The organism is Streptomyces sp. NPDC052107 (assembly GCF_040680215.1).
In the GTDB taxonomy this organism is placed as follows: Bacteria; Actinomycetota; Actinomycetes; order Streptomycetales; family Streptomycetaceae; genus Streptomyces.
In genome coordinates, this window is the sequence record NZ_JBFAWG010000034.1 from 38,224 (window position 1) to 56,382 (window position 18,159).

17 protein-coding genes are annotated in these 18,159 nt (G+C 71.9%); 7 read left to right on the forward strand and 10 right to left on the reverse strand.

Annotation, left to right across the window (positions count from 1 at the left end; translation table 11 throughout):
- Positions 1 to 40: 40 nt before the first annotated feature.
- On the forward strand, positions 41 to 1,669 hold the full coding sequence (locus AB0M27_RS28975; RefSeq protein ID WP_365725710.1) for a hypothetical protein: 1,629 nt from the start codon (positions 41 to 43) through the stop codon (positions 1,667 to 1,669).
- 110 nt (positions 1,670 to 1,779) lie between these two features.
- Here the strand turns inward: AB0M27_RS28975 and AB0M27_RS28980 are convergent, their stop codons facing one another.
- On the reverse strand, positions 1,780 to 3,288 hold the full coding sequence (locus AB0M27_RS28980) for a PLP-dependent aminotransferase family protein (protein WP_365725712.1): 1,509 nt from the start codon (positions 3,286 to 3,288) through the stop codon (positions 1,780 to 1,782).
- A 101-nt stretch (positions 3,289 to 3,389) separates the two neighbouring features.
- On the opposite strand from AB0M27_RS28980, the gene AB0M27_RS28985 reads away from it, so the two are divergent.
- The 4 genes from AB0M27_RS28985 to AB0M27_RS29000 all read left to right on the forward strand — a co-directional run bounded on the left by AB0M27_RS28985 (position 3,390) and on the right by AB0M27_RS29000 (position 6,880).
- On the forward strand, positions 3,390 to 4,043 hold the full coding sequence (locus AB0M27_RS28985; RefSeq protein WP_365725714.1) for a hypothetical protein: 654 nt from the start codon (positions 3,390 to 3,392) through the stop codon (positions 4,041 to 4,043).
- On the forward strand, positions 4,040 to 4,816 hold the full coding sequence (locus AB0M27_RS28990) for a glycerophosphodiester phosphodiesterase (protein WP_365725716.1): 777 nt from the start codon (positions 4,040 to 4,042) through the stop codon (positions 4,814 to 4,816). Before AB0M27_RS28985 ends, AB0M27_RS28990 begins: the two co-directional genes overlap by 4 nt.
- A 63-nt stretch (positions 4,817 to 4,879) precedes the next feature.
- A complete protein-coding gene (locus AB0M27_RS28995; RefSeq protein WP_365725717.1) occupies positions 4,880 to 6,226 on the forward strand; it encodes an MFS transporter in 1,347 nt (448 codons plus the stop codon).
- Positions 6,227 to 6,505: 279 nt separating this feature from the next.
- On the forward strand, positions 6,506 to 6,880 hold the full coding sequence (locus AB0M27_RS29000; RefSeq protein ID WP_003977404.1) for an RNA polymerase-binding protein RbpA: 375 nt from the start codon (positions 6,506 to 6,508) through the stop codon (positions 6,878 to 6,880).
- Positions 6,881 to 6,977: 97 nt separating this feature from the next.
- Here AB0M27_RS29000 and fxsA read toward each other — a convergent pair whose 3' ends face one another.
- The 4 genes from fxsA to AB0M27_RS29020 all read right to left on the reverse strand — a co-directional run bounded on the left by fxsA (position 6,978) and on the right by AB0M27_RS29020 (position 11,082).
- On the reverse strand, positions 6,978 to 7,532 hold the full coding sequence (fxsA, locus tag AB0M27_RS29005) for an FxsA family membrane protein (RefSeq protein ID WP_365725720.1): 555 nt from the start codon (positions 7,530 to 7,532) through the stop codon (positions 6,978 to 6,980).
- 67 nt (positions 7,533 to 7,599) lie between these two features.
- Entirely contained in the window at positions 7,600 to 8,397 is a 798-nt protein-coding gene (locus tag AB0M27_RS29010; protein WP_365725722.1) for a polyprenol monophosphomannose synthase, read from the reverse strand.
- A 559-nt stretch (positions 8,398 to 8,956) separates the two neighbouring features.
- Positions 8,957 to 10,579: an amidohydrolase gene (locus AB0M27_RS29015; protein ID WP_365725724.1), complete on the reverse strand. Its 1,623-nt coding sequence runs from the start codon at positions 10,577 to 10,579 to the stop codon at positions 8,957 to 8,959.
- Positions 10,580 to 10,641: 62 nt separating this feature from the next.
- Entirely contained in the window at positions 10,642 to 11,082 is a 441-nt protein-coding gene (locus AB0M27_RS29020) for an Lrp/AsnC family transcriptional regulator (RefSeq protein WP_069782031.1), read from the reverse strand.
- Between the two features lie 244 nt (positions 11,083 to 11,326).
- Here AB0M27_RS29020 and AB0M27_RS29025 point away from each other — a divergent pair, with 244 nt between their 5' ends.
- Positions 11,327 to 11,761, forward strand: a complete 435-nt coding sequence (locus tag AB0M27_RS29025) for a hypothetical protein (RefSeq protein ID WP_365725725.1) — start codon at positions 11,327 to 11,329, stop codon at positions 11,759 to 11,761.
- Between the two features lie 6 nt (positions 11,762 to 11,767).
- Here the strand turns inward: AB0M27_RS29025 and AB0M27_RS29030 are convergent, their stop codons facing one another.
- The 3 genes from AB0M27_RS29030 to AB0M27_RS29040 form a co-directional block, all read right to left on the reverse strand.
- Positions 11,768 to 12,865, reverse strand: a complete 1,098-nt coding sequence (locus AB0M27_RS29030) for a phosphotransferase family protein (protein ID WP_365725726.1) — start codon at positions 12,863 to 12,865, stop codon at positions 11,768 to 11,770.
- 106 nt (positions 12,866 to 12,971) lie between these two features.
- On the reverse strand, positions 12,972 to 14,072 hold the full coding sequence (locus tag AB0M27_RS29035; RefSeq protein ID WP_365725729.1) for a hypothetical protein: 1,101 nt from the start codon (positions 14,070 to 14,072) through the stop codon (positions 12,972 to 12,974).
- A gap of 345 nt (positions 14,073 to 14,417) precedes the next feature.
- Positions 14,418 to 15,590: an acyl-CoA dehydrogenase family protein gene (locus tag AB0M27_RS29040; protein WP_365725731.1), complete on the reverse strand. Its 1,173-nt coding sequence runs from the start codon at positions 15,588 to 15,590 to the stop codon at positions 14,418 to 14,420.
- 332 nt (positions 15,591 to 15,922) lie between these two features.
- On the opposite strand from AB0M27_RS29040, the gene AB0M27_RS29045 reads away from it, so the two are divergent.
- A complete protein-coding gene (locus AB0M27_RS29045) occupies positions 15,923 to 17,155 on the forward strand; it encodes a glycoside hydrolase family 18 protein (protein ID WP_365725733.1) in 1,233 nt (410 codons plus the stop codon).
- Positions 17,156 to 17,210: 55 nt separating this feature from the next.
- Here AB0M27_RS29045 and AB0M27_RS29050 read toward each other — a convergent pair whose 3' ends face one another.
- Positions 17,211 to 17,864, reverse strand: a complete 654-nt coding sequence (locus tag AB0M27_RS29050) for a TetR/AcrR family transcriptional regulator (protein WP_365725735.1) — start codon at positions 17,862 to 17,864, stop codon at positions 17,211 to 17,213.
- Positions 17,865 to 17,968: 104 nt separating this feature from the next.
- On the reverse strand, positions 17,969 to 18,115 hold the full coding sequence (locus tag AB0M27_RS29055; protein ID WP_365725737.1) for an SCO1431 family membrane protein: 147 nt from the start codon (positions 18,113 to 18,115) through the stop codon (positions 17,969 to 17,971).
- Between the last annotated feature and the right edge of the window lie 44 nt (positions 18,116 to 18,159).

The following is an 18,159-nucleotide window of genomic DNA, read 5'->3' on the forward strand; positions in this document are numbered from 1 at the left end:
GTCCCGCCCGCATGCACGCACGCACCCTCAGGAGACAGCAGTGGCCCGCCGCCCTCTCCCCCGCATCCTGAGCAAGGACAGCGCCCAGATCGCCCGGACGCAGCTCGCCCGGAGCCGGGAGCTGGCCCGGACGGCGGCCGACAACGCCACCGACGTCCTCCACCCGCTGATCACCGTCACGCGCGGGCTGCGCCGGCTGGCCTCGGCCGGGCGGCGCCGATGGGCCGCCACACCCCAGGACAAGCGTGGGCCGCTGCTGTTCCTGACGGCCTCCGTGATCCTGGCCGTGGCACTGATGCCGTACGGGCCGCTGCTCGCCGTCATCACCGTGATGGCGGCGGCAGCCTGGCAGGGCCGCGACCGCATCCCGCCGGCCCCCGAGGGCCCCGACGAGTCCCAGACCGAACGGCTCCAGTCCCTGTACGAGGCTCTGGTGCCCTACTTCTCCACCCCCGAGGACCCGGCGCCGCTGTACGCACACGGCGGGGAGTGGGAGAAGGCCTTCACCGCCCACGAGTTCGACGGCGACGGGCGCGTCGGCCAGCTCGTGATCCGTTACCCCGCGTACTTCCCGGACGGCGAGTCCGAGGCCCGCATGCGGATCGAGCAGCTGCTCACCGCGAAGGCCGGCCGGGGCCGCGAGTACCGCTTCCTCTGGGACGAGGAGGGCAACCAGCTCACCGTCACCGTCCTGCCTCCGCTGCCCGCCGACATCCCGGCCCAGCACTTCGTCACCGCGCCCGGCGAGACCGTCCTCGGCTTCACCGACCCAAGCGAGGTCCAGCGCACGCTTCCCCTCTCCTACGGAGAGGAACAGATCGACGTGCCGCCGGTCGTCTGGCGCACCGGCATCCGCTCCACCGAGCCGCACCTGCTGGCCATGGGCCACCCCGGCAGCGGGACCTCGACCCTGCTGCGCTCCATCGCCCTGCAGGCCCTCCAGTACGGCGACGTCCTCATCGTCGACGGCGGCGGCACCGGCGAGTACGCGTGCCTGACCGGCCGGGACGGCGTCCTCTCCGTGGAGTGCGCGCTGCCCGGAGCGCTGGCGAGCCTGGAGTGGGCGGCGCAGGAGACCGAGCGGCGGCTCATCGCCATCAACCTGGCCCGGCAGGCGGGCGACCCGCCGCCGGGCCACGCCCGCAGGCCGCTGTGGATCATGCTGGACCGCCCCTCCGTCTTCGCTCATCTCGCCGCGACGGACGGTCGCAAGGACCCGCAGGCGCTGCTCCAGGTGCCGCTGCGGCACGGCCGTGCGGCGAACGTGACCGTCGTCGTGGCCGAGCAGTTCGACAGCGCGGAGGCCTTGAGCAACGCGGTACGGCAGCACACACGCGCGCGTGTCGTCCTCGGATCCGCCACGCCTCGGCAGGTGGAGGCGGCGCTGGGCGCTCCACCGCACACGACACCGCTCGGGCATGTGCCTCCGGGGCGGGGCTATGCGCGGCTGGGATCGGGTCCTGTGCACCGGCTTCAGGTGCCGCGAACGCCGGATCCGTACGACGACGCGACCAGCGACGCCGACCGGCAGGCGGTCTTGGAGTTGCTGCCCGCGCGGGCCACTGCGGTGGGGACTGAGCGGGCCACCGCGGTGGAGGCTGAGCCGACGGAGGCTTCGACGCCGGCGGATCTCACGAAGCCGACGGTGGCTGCGGAGGCGGCCGGGTAGCGGCTGGGGTTCGCACCGTCTGCCGAGTGCGGGTCCGTCGTGGCCGACGAGCCACGACGGCCCTGCAGCCGCCGATGCACAGCGAGCCCCGAGTTGTCAGGCTCTCGGCCTTAAGCCACAAACGTGCCCGGCGCCTCCACACCCCCCGTGGCGCCCGTCTCCACCAGTCGGGCCGCCGCGGCCAGGCGGACCGCCGCCTCGTCCGCCACCGCTCCCCCGACGGTGAACGGCAGCCGGAGGTAGCCCTCGAACGCGCCGTCCACGCCGAAGCGGGGACCGGAGGGGACGCGGACGCCGGTCCGCTCGCCCGCTTCGGCGAGCCGGGAGCCGGACAGGCCGCCGGCGCGGACCCACAGGGTCAGACCGCCGTTCGGGAGGTCGAACTCCCACGTGGGCAGCTCACGCCGGAGCGCCGCCACCAACGCGTCCCGGTTCTCCCGGGCCTGCGCCCGGCGCAGCTCCACCGCCTGCTCCCAACCCCCGGTGCTGAACAGCCAGTTGACGGCGAGCTGTTCCAGCACCGGCGTACCGAGATCGGCGTACGCCCGCGCGGCGACCAGGCTGCGGATGACGTCCGGAGCCGCCCGGACCCAGCCGATCCGCATGCCCGCCCAGAACGCCTTGCTCGCCGAGCCGACCGTGATGACGGTCGAGCCGGCCGGGTCGAAGGCGCAGACCCGGCGCGGCATCCTGCCGTCCGCGAGCTCCTCGTCCAGCCACAGCTCGGTCATCGTCTCGTCGGCGACGAGCACCGTGCCGGCCGAACGTGCCGCGTCCACCAGCCGGCGCCGCTGGTCCTCGTCGGCGAGCGCTCCGGTGGGGTTGTGGAAGTCGGCGACGACGTACGCGAGACGGGGCGCGGCCTCGCGCAGGACCTGGCGCCAGCGGTCCACGTCCCAGCCGGACAGCCCCTCGGCCATCGCGACGGGAACCAGACGGGCGCCCGCCTCGCGCATCAGCTGCAGGATGTTGGCATACGACGGGGACTCCACCGCGATCCGCTCGCCACGGCCGGCGAAGAGATGACAGATCGCGTCGATGGCGCCCATCGCACCGGTCGTCACCATGATCTGCTCGGGCATGGTGGGGATCCCGCCCGCGGTGTAGCGCTCGGCGATCATCGAGCGCAGCGCGGGCAGGCCGGCCGGGTAGTCGCCGTGCGTGTGCGCGTACGGCGGCAGTTCCTCCAGGGCACCCTGCACGGCGCGGGTCAGCCATGGTTCGGGGGCCGGGAGCGAGGCACAGCCGAGGTCGATCATCGAGCCCAGGGCCTCGGGGGGCAGCGGCTCCAGGCCCCGGGCGGGCAGCGGGTTGCCGGCCGGTACGGCGGTCCAGCTGCCGGCTCCGCGCCGGGACTCCAGGAAGCCCTCGCCGCGCAGCGCCTCGTACGCGGCCGCGACGGTCGTACGGCTCACGGACAGGGCGAGGGCGAGTTCGCGTTCGGCGGGCAGGCGGGCGGCCACCGGGACGCGCCCTTCGAGCACCAGCAGCCGGATGCCGTCGGCGAGGGCGCGGTAGGCGGGCGGACGGCGTGTGCCGGGGCCGGCCGGGCGGTCCTGCTGGGACTTGAGGAGCCGGGCGAGCTGCGCGGCCCCCATGGCAGAGGTCCACTGCGCCATGACGATCAGTCCACCTTCCCCGAATTGGCCATGGATGGCTATTCTTCCCAAGCCACAGAGTGTCATGCGTCAGGCCACCGCCACCACTCAGGGGGTACTTCGTGTCCACTCGGCGCCGTCTCGGACGGCGATTGACCCAGCTGTACGCCGGGCTCGCGCTCTACGGCGCGAGTTCCGCGCTGCTCGTCGAGGCAGGCCTCGGCCTGGAGCCCTGGAACGTGCTGCACCAGGGCCTCGCCGAGCTCACCGGGCTGACCATCGGGGTGGTGTCGATCATCGTGGGAGTGGCGGTGCTGCTGCTGTGGATCCCGCTGCGCCAGCGCCCCGGGCTCGGCACCGTCTCCAACGTCTTCGTCGTCGGCCTCGCCATGGACGGCACGCTCGCGCTCGTCCCGGACGCGCACACCTTCGCCGTACGCGTTCCGTTGTTGCTCGCGGGGATCGTGCTGAACGGCGCGGCGACCGGCCTCTACATAGCGGCACGCTTCGGTCCGGGTCCCCGCGACGGCCTGATGACCGGGCTGCACCGGCGCACCGGCCGCTCGATCCGGCTGATGCGGACGGGGATCGAGGTGGCGGTGGTGGTCACCGGGTTCCTGCTGGGCGGCACGATCGGCATCGGCACCGTGCTGTACGCGGTGTCCATCGGACCGCTGGCGCAGCTGTTCCTGCGAGTGTTCGCCGTTCCGTCGGCATCGAGTCGCAGCACCCTCGTTGCCGCCGTGACACCGGAGCGAGCGATACTGCGTCCGTGACCCTCGCGACACCGCCCATACGCCACCCCTACCTCGACCATCCCGGCCCGATCGCCTTCGCCCACCGCGGCGGGGCCGCCGACGGGCTGGAGAACACCGTGGCGCAGTTCCGGCGCGCGGTCGAGCTGGGCTACCGCTACATCGAGACCGACGTGCACGCCACGGCCGACGGCCGGCTCGTCGCCTTCCACGACTCGACGCTGGACCGGGTCACCGACGGCGCGGGCCGCATCGCGGACCTGCCGTGGGAGGACGTACGGCAGGCGCGCGTGGCCGGCCGTGAGCCGGTGCCGCTGTTCGAGGAGCTGCTGGAGACCTTCCCCCAGGTCCGCTGGAACGTCGACATCAAGGCGGAGCCCGCCCTGCGCCCCTTCCTCGACCTGATCGAGCGCACAAACGCCTGGGACCGGGTCTGCGTCGGTTCGTTCTCCGAGGCGCGCGTGCTGCGCGCCCAGCGGCTGGCCGGGCCGAAGCTGGCCACCTCGTTCGGCACCCGCGGGGTGCTGAACCTGCGGTTGCGCTCCTGGGGCCTGCCGGCCGCCGTCCGCCGGTCCGCCGTCGCCGCGCAGGTACCGGAGGCCCAGTCGGGCGTCCCGGTGGTCGACCAGCGCTTCGTCCGCGTCGCCCACGCCTACGGGCTGCAGGTGCACGTGTGGACGATCAACGAACCCGAGCGCATGCACCGGCTCCTGGACCTGGGAGTCGATGGCATCATGACCGATCACATCGACACGTTGCGCAAGGTCATGGAGGACCGCGGCGTCTGGGTCTGACCGCCCGGTCGCCCGGCCCGAGCCTTCGCGCTTGAGCACTTGAGCGGGGAAGCGAGGGCACGGGTGGGCACGGACACCCTGCGGACGGACGCGGCGGACGACACAGCCGGCCTCCGGCGCGAGCAGCGCGGCTGGTACTTCTACGACTGGGCCTGCTCGGTCTATTCGACGACCGTGGTGACGGTCTTCCTCGGGCCCTACCTCACCGCCGTCGCCGAGCGGGCCGCGGACGCCGACGGCTATGTGCATCCGCTGGGCGTCCCGGTCCGGGCGGGCTCCTTCTTCGCCTACTCGGTGTCCCTGTCGGTGATTCTGGCGGTCGTGGTGATGCCGATCGTGGGCGGCGTGGCCGACCGCACCGGCCGCAAGAAGCCGCTGCTCGCGGCGGCGGCGTACACCGGGGCCGCCGCGACCACGGGCATGTTCTTCCTGGACGGCGACCGGTATCTGCTCGGCGGGGCGCTGCTGGTGGTGGCCAACGCGGCGCAGTCGGTCGGGATGATGCTCTACAACTCCTATCTGCCGCAGATCGCCCCGCCCGAGGAACGCGACGCCGTCTCCTCACGCGGCTGGGCCCTCGGCTACGCCGCGGGTTCCACGGTCCTGGTCGCCAACCTGGTCCTGTACTCGGCGCACGACTCCTTCGGCCTGACCGAGACGGCCGCCGTGCGCGTCTGCCTGGCCTCGGCGGGCCTGTGGTGGGGTGCCTTCACGCTCGTACCGCTGCGCAGGCTGCGCGACCGGCACGCGCGCGTGGAGCGTGCCTCGGCAGCCGGGCTCAGGCAGCTGGCGGCGACGGTCCGGGACATGCGCCGGCACCCGCTGACGCTCGCCTTCCTGCTGGCGTACCTCATCTACAACGACGGCATCCAGACGGTGATCACCCAGGCCTCCGTCTACGGCTCGCAGGAACTGGGGCTCGGCCAGTCGACGCTCATCATGGCGGTGCTGCTGGTGCAGGTGCTGGCCGTTGCCGGGGCGCTGGCGATGGGGCGGCTGGCCCGGACGTACGGCGCCCAGCGGACGATCCTCGGTTCGCTGGTGGCGTGGACGGTGACCCTGGCGGCCGGTTATTTCCTGCCCGCGAAGGCACCGGTGTTCTTCTTCGTGCTGGCCGCCGGTATCGGCCTGGTCCTCGGTGGCAGCCAGGCGCTGTCCCGGTCGCTGTTCTCCCATCTGGTGCCGCCCGGCAAGGAGGCCGAGTACTTCTCGGCGTACGAGCTGAGCGACCGCGGGATGAGCTGGCTCGGGCCGCTGCTGTTCGGCGTGACCTACCAGCTGACCGGAAGCTATCGGTCCGCGATCATCTCGCTGGTGGCCTTCTTCGTGATCGGCTTCGTACTGCTGGCGCGCGTCCCGGTGCGGCGGGCGATCGGCGAGGCGGGCAATCCCCTTCCGAAGAAGATTTAGGACTGATTTAGCGCTCAAGGCGAAAGGGCGGTAGTGTACGCCTTTGGCCTGCCAGGCGTACCGTTACTGCGCGTCAAAGATGCCGAAACGCTGGGTGACATCTGCTAGCAGATGTGACAAACCGGGCGCCGGTGGGTAGAACAAGGGGCGGCTACGACGGGCGACGCACGACCCGGAACGGGACACGGAACGGGAATCTTTACCGCCGACCGGACGTTGACCGGATGACGACGACAGCGACACCTGTCCTGTGGGCGACAAGCCCGGGAGGCACGATTCATGAGTGAGCGAGCTCTTCGCGGTACGCGCCTCGTGGTGACCAGCTACGAGACGGACCGCGGTATCGACCTGGCTCCGCGCCAGGCCGTGGAGTACGCATGCGAGAAGGGGCACCGCTTCGAGATGCCCTTCTCGGTCGAGGCGGAGATCCCGCCGGAGTGGGAGTGCAAGGTCTGCGGGGCCCAGGCACTCCTCGTCGACGGTGACGGCCCTGAGGAGAAGAAGGCCAAGCCCGCGCGTACCCACTGGGACATGCTGATGGAGCGGCGCACCCGTGAGGAGCTCGAAGAGGTCCTCGAGGAGCGCCTGGCGGTTCTGCGCTCGGGGGCGATGAACATCGCGGTTCACCCTCGGGACAGCCGTAAGTCGGCCTAGTCCCTGCGGGCTGGGCGAAGACACAGCTGCACAAGACCGCGGGCGCCGTACGTGATGCACGTACGGCGCCCGCGGTTTCGCATGTCCAGGAGCGTGCTCAGCGGGTCAGCGGCGGACGCTCCTGCTCCCCCGGCTCGGGCCGGTCCTCCCGGATGACCTCGCCCTGCACCACCTTGCCGTCGGGACGATGGATGCGGGCCTGCTGGAAGGCGTCGCCGAAGCCGCCCGGGGCCGCCGTGCGCAGCCTCTTGTCCAGGGCGTTCTCCGCATACCGGCTCACGGCCTGCTGCACCGGCGGCAGCAGCAGGAGCAGGCCGGCCGCGTCGGAGACCAGGCCCGGGATCATCAGCAGCAGGCCGCCCAGCATCATCAGGCCGTTGCCGCCACCGCGCTCCGGCGAGCCGCCCCGCTGCAGCGCCTCGTTCAGGCTCTGGAAGGCACGGCGGCCGGCCCGCTTGATGACCAAGGAGCCGGCCACGAAACCGGCCACGAGCAGCAGGAACACGGCGAACCCCCCGGCCGCCCCCGCGACCAGGGTCAGCAGCCAGATCTCCAGCACCAGCCAGGCGGCGATGCCCAGCGGCAGATACCTGCGCAGCCGGGAACGCCGGGGCCGGGCGGTGTACGGAGAGGTCGGAGCGCCAGTCGTCATACCCCCAGTGTGCCTGGCGGCGGCTCAGCGCGGGATAAGGGGCTGTTCGCCCAGGGCCGACGCGGGACTACCTGGCCCGCTTGTTCTTGCCGGTGAGCCTGGCGACCCGGTCGCTCGCGCCCCAGGCGGTGACCCGCCACAGCGCCTCGACGAGGATGTCCTTGCTCATCTTGGAGTCGCCGAGTTCGCGCTCGACGAAGGTGATCGGCACCTCGACCACGTGGTAGCCGGCCTTGACCGCGCGGCGGGCAAGGTCGACCTGGAAGCAGTAGCCCTGCGAGGCGACCTCCTCCAGGCCCAGGCCCTGCAGGGTCTCGCGGCGGAACGCGCGGTAGCCGCCGGTGATGTCGCGCAGGGGCAGGTCGAGGGCGAGCCGGGAGTAGAGGCTGCCGCCACGGGAGATGAACTCACGGGACTTGGGCCAGTTCACCACGCGGCCGCCGGGCACCCAGCGGGAGCCGAGCACCAGGTCGGCGCCCTTGAGCGCGGTGAGCAGCCGGGGCAGCTCCTCGGGCTGATGGGATCCGTCGGCGTCCATCTCGATCAGCACGCCGTAGCCGCGCTCCAGGCCCCAGCGGAAGCCCGCGAGGTAGGCGGCGCCCAGGCCCTCCTTGCCCTTGCGGTGCATCACCTGGACGTTCTCGTCCTCGGCGGCCAGCTCGTCGGCGAGCTTGCCGGTGCCGTCCGGGCTGTTGTCGTCCGCGATCAGCACGTGCGCCTCGGGAACGGCCTTGCGTACCCGACCGACGATGGTCTTGATGTTCTCCGCCTCGTTGTAGGTCGGAATGATCACCAAGGCCGTGCCGAGCGGGCCGAACTGCCTCCCCTGGGCCGTGGCCGCGAGGGTCCCGTCGCCGTCGTTCACTGCTGCCCCTTCTGGTCGTACGCAGGGGTCCACCATAGTGGCCGCCGCCTGGTATGACGTGTCGACTCGTGCCTTTGGTGGTGTCGATTCCACAAGAGTGGGGTAAGAATGCGTTTTTCGGCACCTTTCACGGCGCACCGGGACCGCTTCCCCGCCACGGCGGATGGGGGCCCGGCGCCCTTCGGGCCGACCTGGGACCCGCTGGCTGCGGATCGACCGAAAGCCGTTGTCTACTGAGCGCACGGGCCCCACCCGGGTCACACCTTGCCGACCGGCCGGAACGTTCCCTCGGCGGCGCGGGCGCTGAGCCTGGCTCCCAAGCGACGGTGCCCGAGTGCGGCACACCGTCCCTGACCCAGCAGCGCTGCGACGAGTTCGCGAACATTCCCCGGTCGGGCGTCCGGTGGTGGACTCGGACGAACCTACCGGCCCTCGGCCGTCGACTGTCAACAGCCCTCTGGCCTGCGACGACGGCCCGAATCGGGCGGTCTCGGGGGAGGATGCGCAGGTCGGGCGGCGGGGCGGCGGCGAGCGATCGCCGCCGCGCCACCCCCGTAGATCACTCGCCCGGCCGTACGAACACGGTCCGTCCGCCCACCACGGTGCGCAGGCAGACCGGCAGGTCACGGCCCGGGGTGAGGTCCGGAAGGCCGGGCGTGCCGGAGCGCGGATCCGTCGACCAGCGGGCCACCCGGTCGTCGGGGGCCTGGACGACCAGCTCGTCGGTGCGCCAGACCGCGTAGTCGGCGGGCGCGCCGGGCACCAGGACGCCGGCGTCGTCCCGGCCCACGGCCCGCCAGCCGCCGCGCGTGTGCGCGGTGAAGGCGGCCCGGACGGAGACCCGGTGCTCGGGCGTGTGGTGGAACGCTGCGGCGCGGACGGTGCCCCACGGGTCGAGCGGGGTGACCGGGCTGTCGGAGCCGAAGGCGAGGGGCACACCGGCGCGCAACAGGGCCGCGAAGGGGTTGAGGGTGCGGGCCCGTTCGGCGCCCAGCCGCCGGGCGTACATGCCGTCCTCGCCGCCCCACAACGCGTCGAAGGCGGGCTGCACGGAGGCGATCAGGCCCAGCTCGGCGAAGCCGGCGACGGTCTCGGGGGTGAACATCTCGGCGTGCTCGACGCGATGCCGGGCGGCGCGGATCCGGGCGAGGCCGAGCTTCTCCGCCGCGGCGCGCACGCCCTCCACGACGGCGGTCACGGCGGCGTCGCCGATGGCGTGGAAGCCGGCCTGCAGGCCCGCCTCGGTGCAGGAGACGACATGGGCGGCGACGGCCTCGGCGTCCAGGTAGGCGGTGCCGTGGTGGCCGGCGTCGGCGTACGGCTCGTGCAGACAGGCGGTGTGCGAGCCGATCGAGCCGTCGGCGAAGAGGTCGCCGGCCGCCCCCACGGCACCCAGGTCCCGGGCCCTCGCCACGCCTTCACCGGTCCGCTCGGCCCAGTAGCCGACGACCCGGGGGCCGGGCACCTCGGCGGCCAGCTTCAGCAGGCCGGTGAAGTCGTCCTCGGAGGAGATCCGCGGCCCGCCGCACTCGTGCACCGAGCCGATGCCGAGGGAGGCCGCGTGGGCGAGCGCGGTGCGCTGGGCCTCGGCGCGCTGGGCCGGGGTGACGGCGGCGAGGGCGGCCTCGCGGACGGTGTGGTGGGCGTCGGCGGTGAACGGGGCGTCCTCGCGGGTGATGTCGCCGCGGATCAGGTCCAGCAGGGCGGTGGTCACGACCGCCGAGTGAACGTCGATGCGGGAGAGGTACAGCGGGCGGCCGCCGGTGGCCTCGTCGAGTTCGGCGCGGGTCGGCGGGCGGCCGCCGGGCCAGCGGGCGGCGTCCCAGCCGTGGCCCAGCAGGACGCGGTCGTCCGGGCGGGCGGCGGCGAAGTCGCGCACCAGGGCGAGGGCCGCCTCCAGGGTGGGCGTGCCGGACAGGTCCAGGCCGGTCAGGGCGAGGCCGGTGGCGGTGGTGTGCACATGGGCGTCGGTGAAGGCCGGGGTCACCAGGGCGCCGTCGAGGTCGATCACCTCGTCCACGCCGCCGGCGAAGGCGTCGGCGGCGCCCTCCGAACCGACCCAGGCGACTTGGCCGCGCTCCACCACCATCGCCGTGGCGAAGGGATCCGCGGGGCTGTGCACCTCTCCTCGGCGCAGCAGGACGGTCTTGGGGGGCTGGGGGTCGCCGGTGCGGTCGCTCATAGCGGACAGTTTCTCCTGCCGCCGGGAAGGCGCCGCACCTGGGGCGGGCCGAGAGGCAGTGATCAGATCCGGGGCGGCCGTGCCTCGTACGGCGTGGACAGGACCACCGTCGTCCGCGTCGAGACGCCCGCCAGGCTCCGCAGCCTCGCCAGCAGCTCCTCCAGCTCGTGCGGTGTCGCCACCCGCACCTTGAGGATGTAGTTCTCGTCGCCCGCGACGCTGTGGCAGGCCTCGATCTCGGGGACGCCGGCGAGGCGGTCCGAGATGTCGTCGGGGGCGCTGGGGTCGAACGGTTTCACCGAGATGAACGCGGTGAGCGGCAGCCCGACGGCCTCGGGGTCGACCACCGCGGCGTAGCCGCGGATGACGCCACGCTGTTCCAGCCGCCGCACCCGCTGGTGCACGGCGGACGTGGACAGGCCCGTGGCCTTGCCCAAGTCGGTGTAGCTCATCCGCCCGTCCTTGACGAGCAGCTGCACGATCTGTCGGTCCAGCTCCTCCATGGCGCCAAAACCTACAGTGCGCTTGATCTCCTGGGATAGCCGAGAGCGCAGGTCATAGCCGGTTCGATACAAAAAGCGACGCATAAGGGCCGCAGGGCGCACCTGCACACGGCATGTGACGAACACCACACGTCCCGAACAGGCTCCGTGATGTTCTCGTGATTACCGCCGAGGGCGGACGGGAAGTGCTTGCTGTGGTCGAGGCCGCAGCGCCGTAACGGCCCAGCCTTAGGGGGAGAATCCCATGCAGAGTGTCCATCGCCCTGGTCGATCCGCGTCCAAGCGGCAGCAGCCGGTCGTCGAGTCCGAGCCGGAGGGCGTCGAACCCGACGCCTTCGACGACGAACTGGACGCCTACGACACCTTCGAGATGTACCGGGTGATCTGCCCGGACTGCGCCCAGCCGATCGCGCTGCTGGCGGACGAGCAGGTGCTGCCCGAACACGCGCTGTGCGCCTCGCCGTGGAACCCGTTCGGTCTCACGGTCTGTGCGGGCACGGGCCGTTCGGCCGCCGACGCCCGCCCCGCGGACGAGTCCTTCGAGCCGCAGGAGCAGGACACCGCCCTGCTGCTGACGCTCCCCCAGGGTCTGGACTGGCGCACGCAGCCCTTCTCGCACGTCGGCGGCCCGGGTTCGCGCCCGATGCGTGTGCCGGCGATGCGCGGCCAGGCCGCCTGAGCCGCCTCACCGCATCCAGTACGTGCCCTGCACCATGGCGCGCAGGCTGTCGTGGTGCAGGATCAGTGTGTCCGGGTCCGCCGGGACGGCGACCTCCCCGAAGTACGCCTGCCGGTAGGCGATGCGCAGCATGACGATCGCGTGCCGCAGGGCGGCGTAGAGGGTGTGGAAGTCCATGTCCCGCGGGGTGTGGCCGGTCAGGCGGGCGTAGCGGGCCTCCACGCGGTCCCGGCGCAGGAAGTCCGGCAGTCCGCGCTGCCCGGAGGTGACCGTGAGGTCGTGGAAGAAGCGGTGCAGATAGATGAGCCAGCCGAGGTCGACCTCGCGCGGGGCGAGTGCCGCCATCTCCCAGTCCAGGACGGCCACGGGGTCGAAACCGTCGTAGACGATGTTTCCGACGCGTGCGTCGCCCCAGCTGAGGACGGATTCGCCCACCTCGCGCGGCCACAGCTCCGCCAGCCGGTCGAAGGCCGCCTCGATGAGGGGTGAGCGGGGCAGGCCGTCGATCACCCAGGCGTAGTAGGCCCGTTGGTCCGTCACATGGCGGCGCAACGCGTCTTCCGGGCCGGGTGAGCTGAGGAACAGGGCCTCGGCTACGGGTACTTGGTCGTGCAGGCGGGCCAGCAGTCCGACGGTCTCCGCCTCCAGGTGCTCGCGTTCGGCGTCGCTCGCCGCGTGCAGCCAACTGCCCTCGTAGGTGTACGGCATGACGTCCGGCGGCACCCGGCCGGCGACCCTCTCCATGACGAAGAACGGCGCCTCGAGCGGGCCGGGGTCCTCCTCCAGCCACAGCACCCGGGGCACGGGCACGTCGGTGCGCTCGGCCACCAGGCGCAGGGTGCGGTACTGGCGGGCCATGTCGTACTCGGGGAAGACGGTGTACGCCGCCGGATCCGCCGCCAGCCGCAACGCGCAGGCCGCGAAAGGCGCTTCGGGGTGCTCGAGGTCGAACAGCAGGGTCTCGCTGGACATGCCGTTGGAGGCGGGGACGGTGACGCCGGTCGCCTTGGCGCCGGGCAGCCGGGTGCCGAGCCAGACAGTGAGGCGCCGGGCGAGCTCCTCGGGGTCGCGGGTGCTGGTACGGGGACGCGGTGCCGTGGCCATGGGGGCTCCTCCCTCAGGTGCGACTGACGTCTCAGGGCGCGATCGATGTCTCGGGCGCGACCGACTTCTCAGGGCACGACCGATGTCTCAGGGCACGACCGATGTCTCAGGGCGCAACCGAGTCGAAGCCGGTGAAGCCGCTCGGGTCGTGCCGGCCGAACGAGCTGTGCTCGAAGATGCCGTGACCGGTCTGCCCGTCGAGCCGGAAGCGGGCGGAGTGGTCGGTGACGCCGTAACCGGCCAGCGGGTGGGGCAGGGTCATGTCGTAGGTGCGCCGGTCGGTCCAGCCCGGCCCCCGCCAGGCGCCGTGCTGCCAGTCGTCCGCCGGCGGATAGCCCGCGCCGAGGGCGAGCGGCGAGGAGGCCAGGATCTCGACGTCCAGCTTCCGCGACTCCCGTACGTCCCCCAGATGGATGACCGCCCGTTCCGGATGGCGGGTGCCGGAGCGGTAGCCGATCTCCGCCTGCGGCCAGCCCAGCTGGCGGTCGCGCCGGCCGGGGCGGACCAGGGTCGCGTCGTTCAGGGAGCGGTGGCCGTCGGCGTCCTCCTCGGTGATGACCATCAGGAAGCGGTCGTCGAAGCGGACCGGGCACCAGATCCAGTGGAAGCCCTCGGTGGGGTGGTCCGCGGCGAGCCGCCCGCCGTCCTCGCCCGGGACGGGCCGCACGCCCCAGCTGCGGTCCCGGGTGCCGGTCCAGCCGTCCGCGGCGACCCGGAACTCCTCTCCCCCGGCCCGGATCACGCCCTCCGCCGTGCCCGCCTGGACGAAGCGGCGGCCCTCCAGGGTGAGCCGGTCGCCCCGGCGCTGGAGGTGGTGCGGCTCCCAGAGGGCGGGGAAGGCGGCCGTCCAGGTGAGGTCGTACGACAGCTGCTCGTCCGCGCAGATCAGGCGCAGTTCCTCCAGCGGCCGCGGCACCTCGACGCGCAGCGGGCCGACGGCGAGCCGCATCCGGTCCTCGCCCAGGGCGTCCGAGGCCCGGACGGCGTGCAGGGTGTCCCCGGTGCGCAGGGTGGCGTAGGCGTCGATCACGCCGAGGTTGGGGTAGACGCCGAGGCCGAGGATGAGCAGGGCGCGGCCGGCGTGGTCGAAGACGTGGAAGATGCAGCGGTCGTAGGCGTTCCGGTCGCCGGTCGCCACGTGCTTCATGGACAGCGGTACCTGGTGCACCGGGTACTCGTCGAGCGGTACGGGACGGTCGTCGGCCACGGGCACCCCCTGAGCGTCGGTCGGCTGACGGTACGTCAGATTTCCGGAGGAGGCCAGAGCGGGGACGGGACGGGTCTGAACTGACGCTCGATTCCGCCGGGCGGTGACCTGTCCGGGCACTGCCGCGTTGTTCGGGCATGACCCCCATGCACTCGGTCACCGGGCGTCAGCGCCGCATTCTCGTCCCCCGCCCCGCAGAATCGGTTCCGCCGCCGCCTGCCCCGCAGGACCCACCCATCTACCGCGACCTCATGCGGACCTGGGCCGACGGGGGCCGGACCCTGCCGGGCCGCCACGATCCGGAGTGGATCAGGCTGGCGGCCCCGACGGTCCGCACGGGGCAGTTCAGCGAGCTTCGGGTCCCGCCACGTGACGGGCGATGACCATCCGCTGGATCTGGTTGGTGCCCTCGACGATCTGCAGGACCTTGGCCTCGCGCATGTAGCGCTCGGCCGGGAAGTCGGCGGTGTAGCCGTACCCGCCGAGTATCTGCACGGCGTCCGTGGTCACCTTCATGGCCGTGTCGGTGCAGTGCAGCTTCGCCATGGCGGCCTGCTTGGCGAACGGCTTGCCGGCGTCGCGCAGCCGGGCCGCCGCGAGGTAGAGCGCGCGGCCGGCCTCGATCTGGGTGGCCATGTCGGCGAGCATGAAGCGCAGGCCCTGGAAGTCGGCGATGGGGCGGGCGAACTGCCGGCGCTGCGTGGCATAGGCGACCGCCTCGTCCAGGGCGGCCTGGGCGAGGCCGATCGCGCACGCGGCGATGCCGAGCCGCCCGGAGTCCAGGGCGGACAGGGCGATGAAGAAGCCCTGGCCCTCCTCACCGACCCGCCGGTCGTCGCCGACGCGGACGCCGTCGAGGTGGACCTGCGCGGTGGGCGAGCCCTTCATGCCCATCTTCTTCTCGGGCACCGCCCCGCTCAGGCCCGGCGCGTCCCCGGGGACCAGGAAGGCGGTGATCCCGCGCGGCCCCTCCTCGCCGGTGCGGGCCATCACGGTGTAGAAGTCGGCGATGCCGCCGTGCGTGATCCAGGCCTTGGTCCCGTTGATCACCCACTGGCCGCCGTCACGGACGGCCTTCGTACGAAGCGAGGCGGCGTCGGAGCCGGAGGACGGCTCGGAGAGGCAGTACGCGCCGAGCAGGCCGCCGCCGAGCATGGCGGGCAGATGCTCGACCTGCTGCTGCTTGGTGCCGTAGGTGGCGAGCGCGTAGGAGGCGAGCGTGTGCACGCTGACACCGAGGCCCACGGTGAGCCGGGCCGCGGCCAGCTCCTCCAGGACTTGGAGGTAGACCTCGTAGGGCTGGTCGCCGCCGCCGTACTCGGAGTCGTACGGCAGGCCGAGCAGGCCCGATTCGGACAGCAGGGTGAAGACCTCGCGCGGGAAGCGCCCCGCGTCCTCCTCCTCGGCCGCCTTCGGCGCGATCTCACGCTGGGCGATGTCACGGACGAGAGCGAGCAGATCCCGCGCCTCCTCCGTCGGCAGCTGACGCTCCACCGGCTGCGGGTCGCGGTCGGACATGGCGTCGGTCTCCTCCCTGGTCGGGCACCGGCGGTCTGGCCCTGGGGGTGGGGGCGGCTCCGCCTGGTCTTTCCGGATGGCCGAAGGCGCCCTCTCCCGGGTCTCGGAAGCGGCTGACCAGCGGCTGTGCGCTGTGAGTATGCCCGATCAGCGACCTCCAGTCACCAGTTAACGACCGCTTACTTCAAGAATCCAGTCGGGCCGCCCCAGCGCCTCGAAATTGGTCCGAACCATTGACTCAGTGGTCTAGTCCTTCTAATGTGCATGACCAACGCTTTACCGCGTTCATGCCAATCGGCGCGCGTTCCCCTCCCCCCACGAGGAGACACCCGATGCACATTCCCCACCGCTCGCGGCCGCGGGCGTTCGTCGCGACCGCGTGTACCGCCGTCCTCGGCGCCGGACTGCTCGCCGGCGCGGGCACCGCCACCGCGGCGGCCCCGGCCGCACCGCAGGTCAAGGCCGGCTCGAAGGTCGTCGGCTACTTCACGGAATGGGGCACCTACGACCGCAAGTACTACGTCAGGAACGTCGAGACCTCGGGGTCGGCGGCCAGACTGACCCACATCAACTACGCCTTCGGCAACGTCACCGGCGGCAAGTGCGCCATGGGCGACTCCTACGCGGCCACCGACCGCGCCTACACCGCCGCCGAGTCGGTGGACGGCGTCGCCGACACCTGGGACCAGCCGCTGCGCGGCAACTTCAACCAGCTGCTGAAGCTGAAGAAGAAGCACCCTGACCTGAAGATCCTGTGGTCCTTCGGCGGCTGGACCTGGTCGAGCGGCTTCGGCGAGGCCGCGAAGAACCCCGCCACCTTCGCCCAGTCCTGCTACGACCTGGTGAAGAACTCCAAGTGGGCCGGGCTGTTCGACGGCATCGACATCGACTGGGAGTACCCCAACACCTGCGGCAACACCTGCGACACCAGCGGCCGGGAGGCGTTCAGGAACGTCATGGCGGCCCTGCGGTCGAAGTTCGGCAGCAGCGCGCTGGTCACGGCGGCGATCACCGCGGACGCCTCCGGCGGCGGCAAGATCGACGCGGCGGACTACGCGGGCGCCGCGCAGTACGTGAACTGGTACAACCCGATGACATACGACTACTTCGGCGCCTGGGACGCGAGCGGCCCGACCGCCCCGCACTCCCCGCTGACCTCCTACTCGGGCATCCCGAAGGCGGGCTACAACACCTCCGCGACCATCGCCAAGCTCAAGGGCATCGGCATCCCGGCGTCCAAGCTCCTGCTCGGTATCGGCTTCTACGGCCGCGGCTGGACCGGGGTCACACAGGCGGCGCCCGGCGGGACGGCCACCGGACCGGCGGCGGGGACGTACGAGCAGGGCATCGACGACTACAAGGTGCTCAAGACCAAGTGCCCGGCGACCGGCACCGTGGGCGGCACGGCCTACGCCAAGTGCGGCAGTGACTGGTGGAGTTACGACACCCCGGCGACCATCGCCACGAAGATGACGTACAAGAACCAGCAGGGCCTCGGCGGCACCTTCTTCTGGGAACTGAGCGGCGACACCGCGAACGGTGAGCTGATCAAGGCCATCGACTAGCCCCGCACCAGGGGGACTCGGGAGCGGAGGACCACGAGCCTCCGCTCCCGGTGTGTCAGGTGTCGCGGCGGGCCGGCTGCGGCGCCGGGTAGGCCGGGTCCAGCTCCTCGACGGCGCGCAGGGCTCCCCCCAGCGTCTTCACCAGCAGCTCGCGCATGGTGTCGCGGGACAGCTCGGGGCGGTCGATCCAGTCCAGGGTCGCGCCCTCGACGCTGCACACCCAGGAGAGCAGGCCCATCCGGGCGAGCGGGGCGATGTCGCTGCGGCCGTAGGCCCCTTCGGCGATGGTGGCGATGATCGCCTCGCGGACGCCGTCCCGGATGGCGTGGACCTCGGCGTCGAAGCCGACGCCGCCGCTGACGATGGTGCGGTAGGCGGCCTGGTGGTGCTCGGCGTAGCGCAGATAGCTGTCGATGGTGCGGTGGACCCGGTCCACGGCGGGCAACTCGAGGCCGTTCGCGGCGAAGGTGACCAGGTCGGCGACGGAGTCCTGGATGATCGCCAGGTAATAGCCGCGCTTGGACTGGAAGTAGTAGTAGATCAGCCCTTTGGCGACATGCGCCTGGCGGGCGATGTCGTCCATGGACAGCGCGTCGTAGGACGTGTCGGCGAACAACTTCCGCCCGATGGCGATGAGTTCGGCGCGACGGGCCGTCGAGCGCTCGGTGCCGCGCATCCGGGGACGGACGGCGGCACGCTGATGCGGCATATTCAATCTCGACCCTGTTCCAGGCGGTCGGCGGGACCTCCGCAGTATGTCAGAACATGCCGCACACGTGAGCGGGTCGATTCAGAGCGGGCAGAGCCCGGGCGTCAGAGCAGGCCGAGCTGGGTCACGAACATCGCGACGACCACCACGAGGACCCAGCCCATGACGTGCTCGAGGATCTTCGGGCCCTCCTCCCGGGGGCCGCCGGTGCGGGCGCGGGTGGCGGTGGCCGGGTGCGTGGTCATATCCATTTGTCCACCTTGCCACCCGCGACGGCGTTCTCGGCGATGAGCTT

Bases quoted from the DNA above. Each gene is read 5' to 3' on its own strand.
- AB0M27_RS29045 (WP_365725733.1), top strand. From the start codon at position 15,923: ATGCACATTCCCCACCGCTCGCGGCCGCGGGCGTTCGTCGCGACCGCG.
- AB0M27_RS28980 (WP_365725712.1), bottom strand. From the start codon at position 3,288: ATGGCGCAGTGGACCTCTGCCATGGGGGCCGCGCAGCTCGCCCGGCTC.
- AB0M27_RS29020 (WP_069782031.1), bottom strand. From the start codon at position 11,082: ATGGAGGAGCTGGACCGACAGATCGTGCAGCTGCTCGTCAAGGACGGG.
- AB0M27_RS29055 (WP_365725737.1), bottom strand. From the start codon at position 18,115: ATGGATATGACCACGCACCCGGCCACCGCCACCCGCGCCCGCACCGGC.
- AB0M27_RS29040 (WP_365725731.1), bottom strand. From the start codon at position 15,590: ATGTCCGACCGCGACCCGCAGCCGGTGGAGCGTCAGCTGCCGACGGAG.
- AB0M27_RS29015 (WP_365725724.1), bottom strand. From the start codon at position 10,579: ATGAGCGACCGCACCGGCGACCCCCAGCCCCCCAAGACCGTCCTGCTG.
- AB0M27_RS29025 (WP_365725725.1), top strand. From the start codon at position 11,327: ATGCAGAGTGTCCATCGCCCTGGTCGATCCGCGTCCAAGCGGCAGCAG.
- fxsA (WP_365725720.1), bottom strand. From the start codon at position 7,532: ATGACGACTGGCGCTCCGACCTCTCCGTACACCGCCCGGCCCCGGCGT.
- AB0M27_RS29030 (WP_365725726.1), bottom strand. From the start codon at position 12,865: ATGGCCACGGCACCGCGTCCCCGTACCAGCACCCGCGACCCCGAGGAG.
- AB0M27_RS29050 (WP_365725735.1), bottom strand. From the start codon at position 17,864: ATGCCGCATCAGCGTGCCGCCGTCCGTCCCCGGATGCGCGGCACCGAG.
- AB0M27_RS29000 (WP_003977404.1), top strand. From the start codon at position 6,506: ATGAGTGAGCGAGCTCTTCGCGGTACGCGCCTCGTGGTGACCAGCTAC.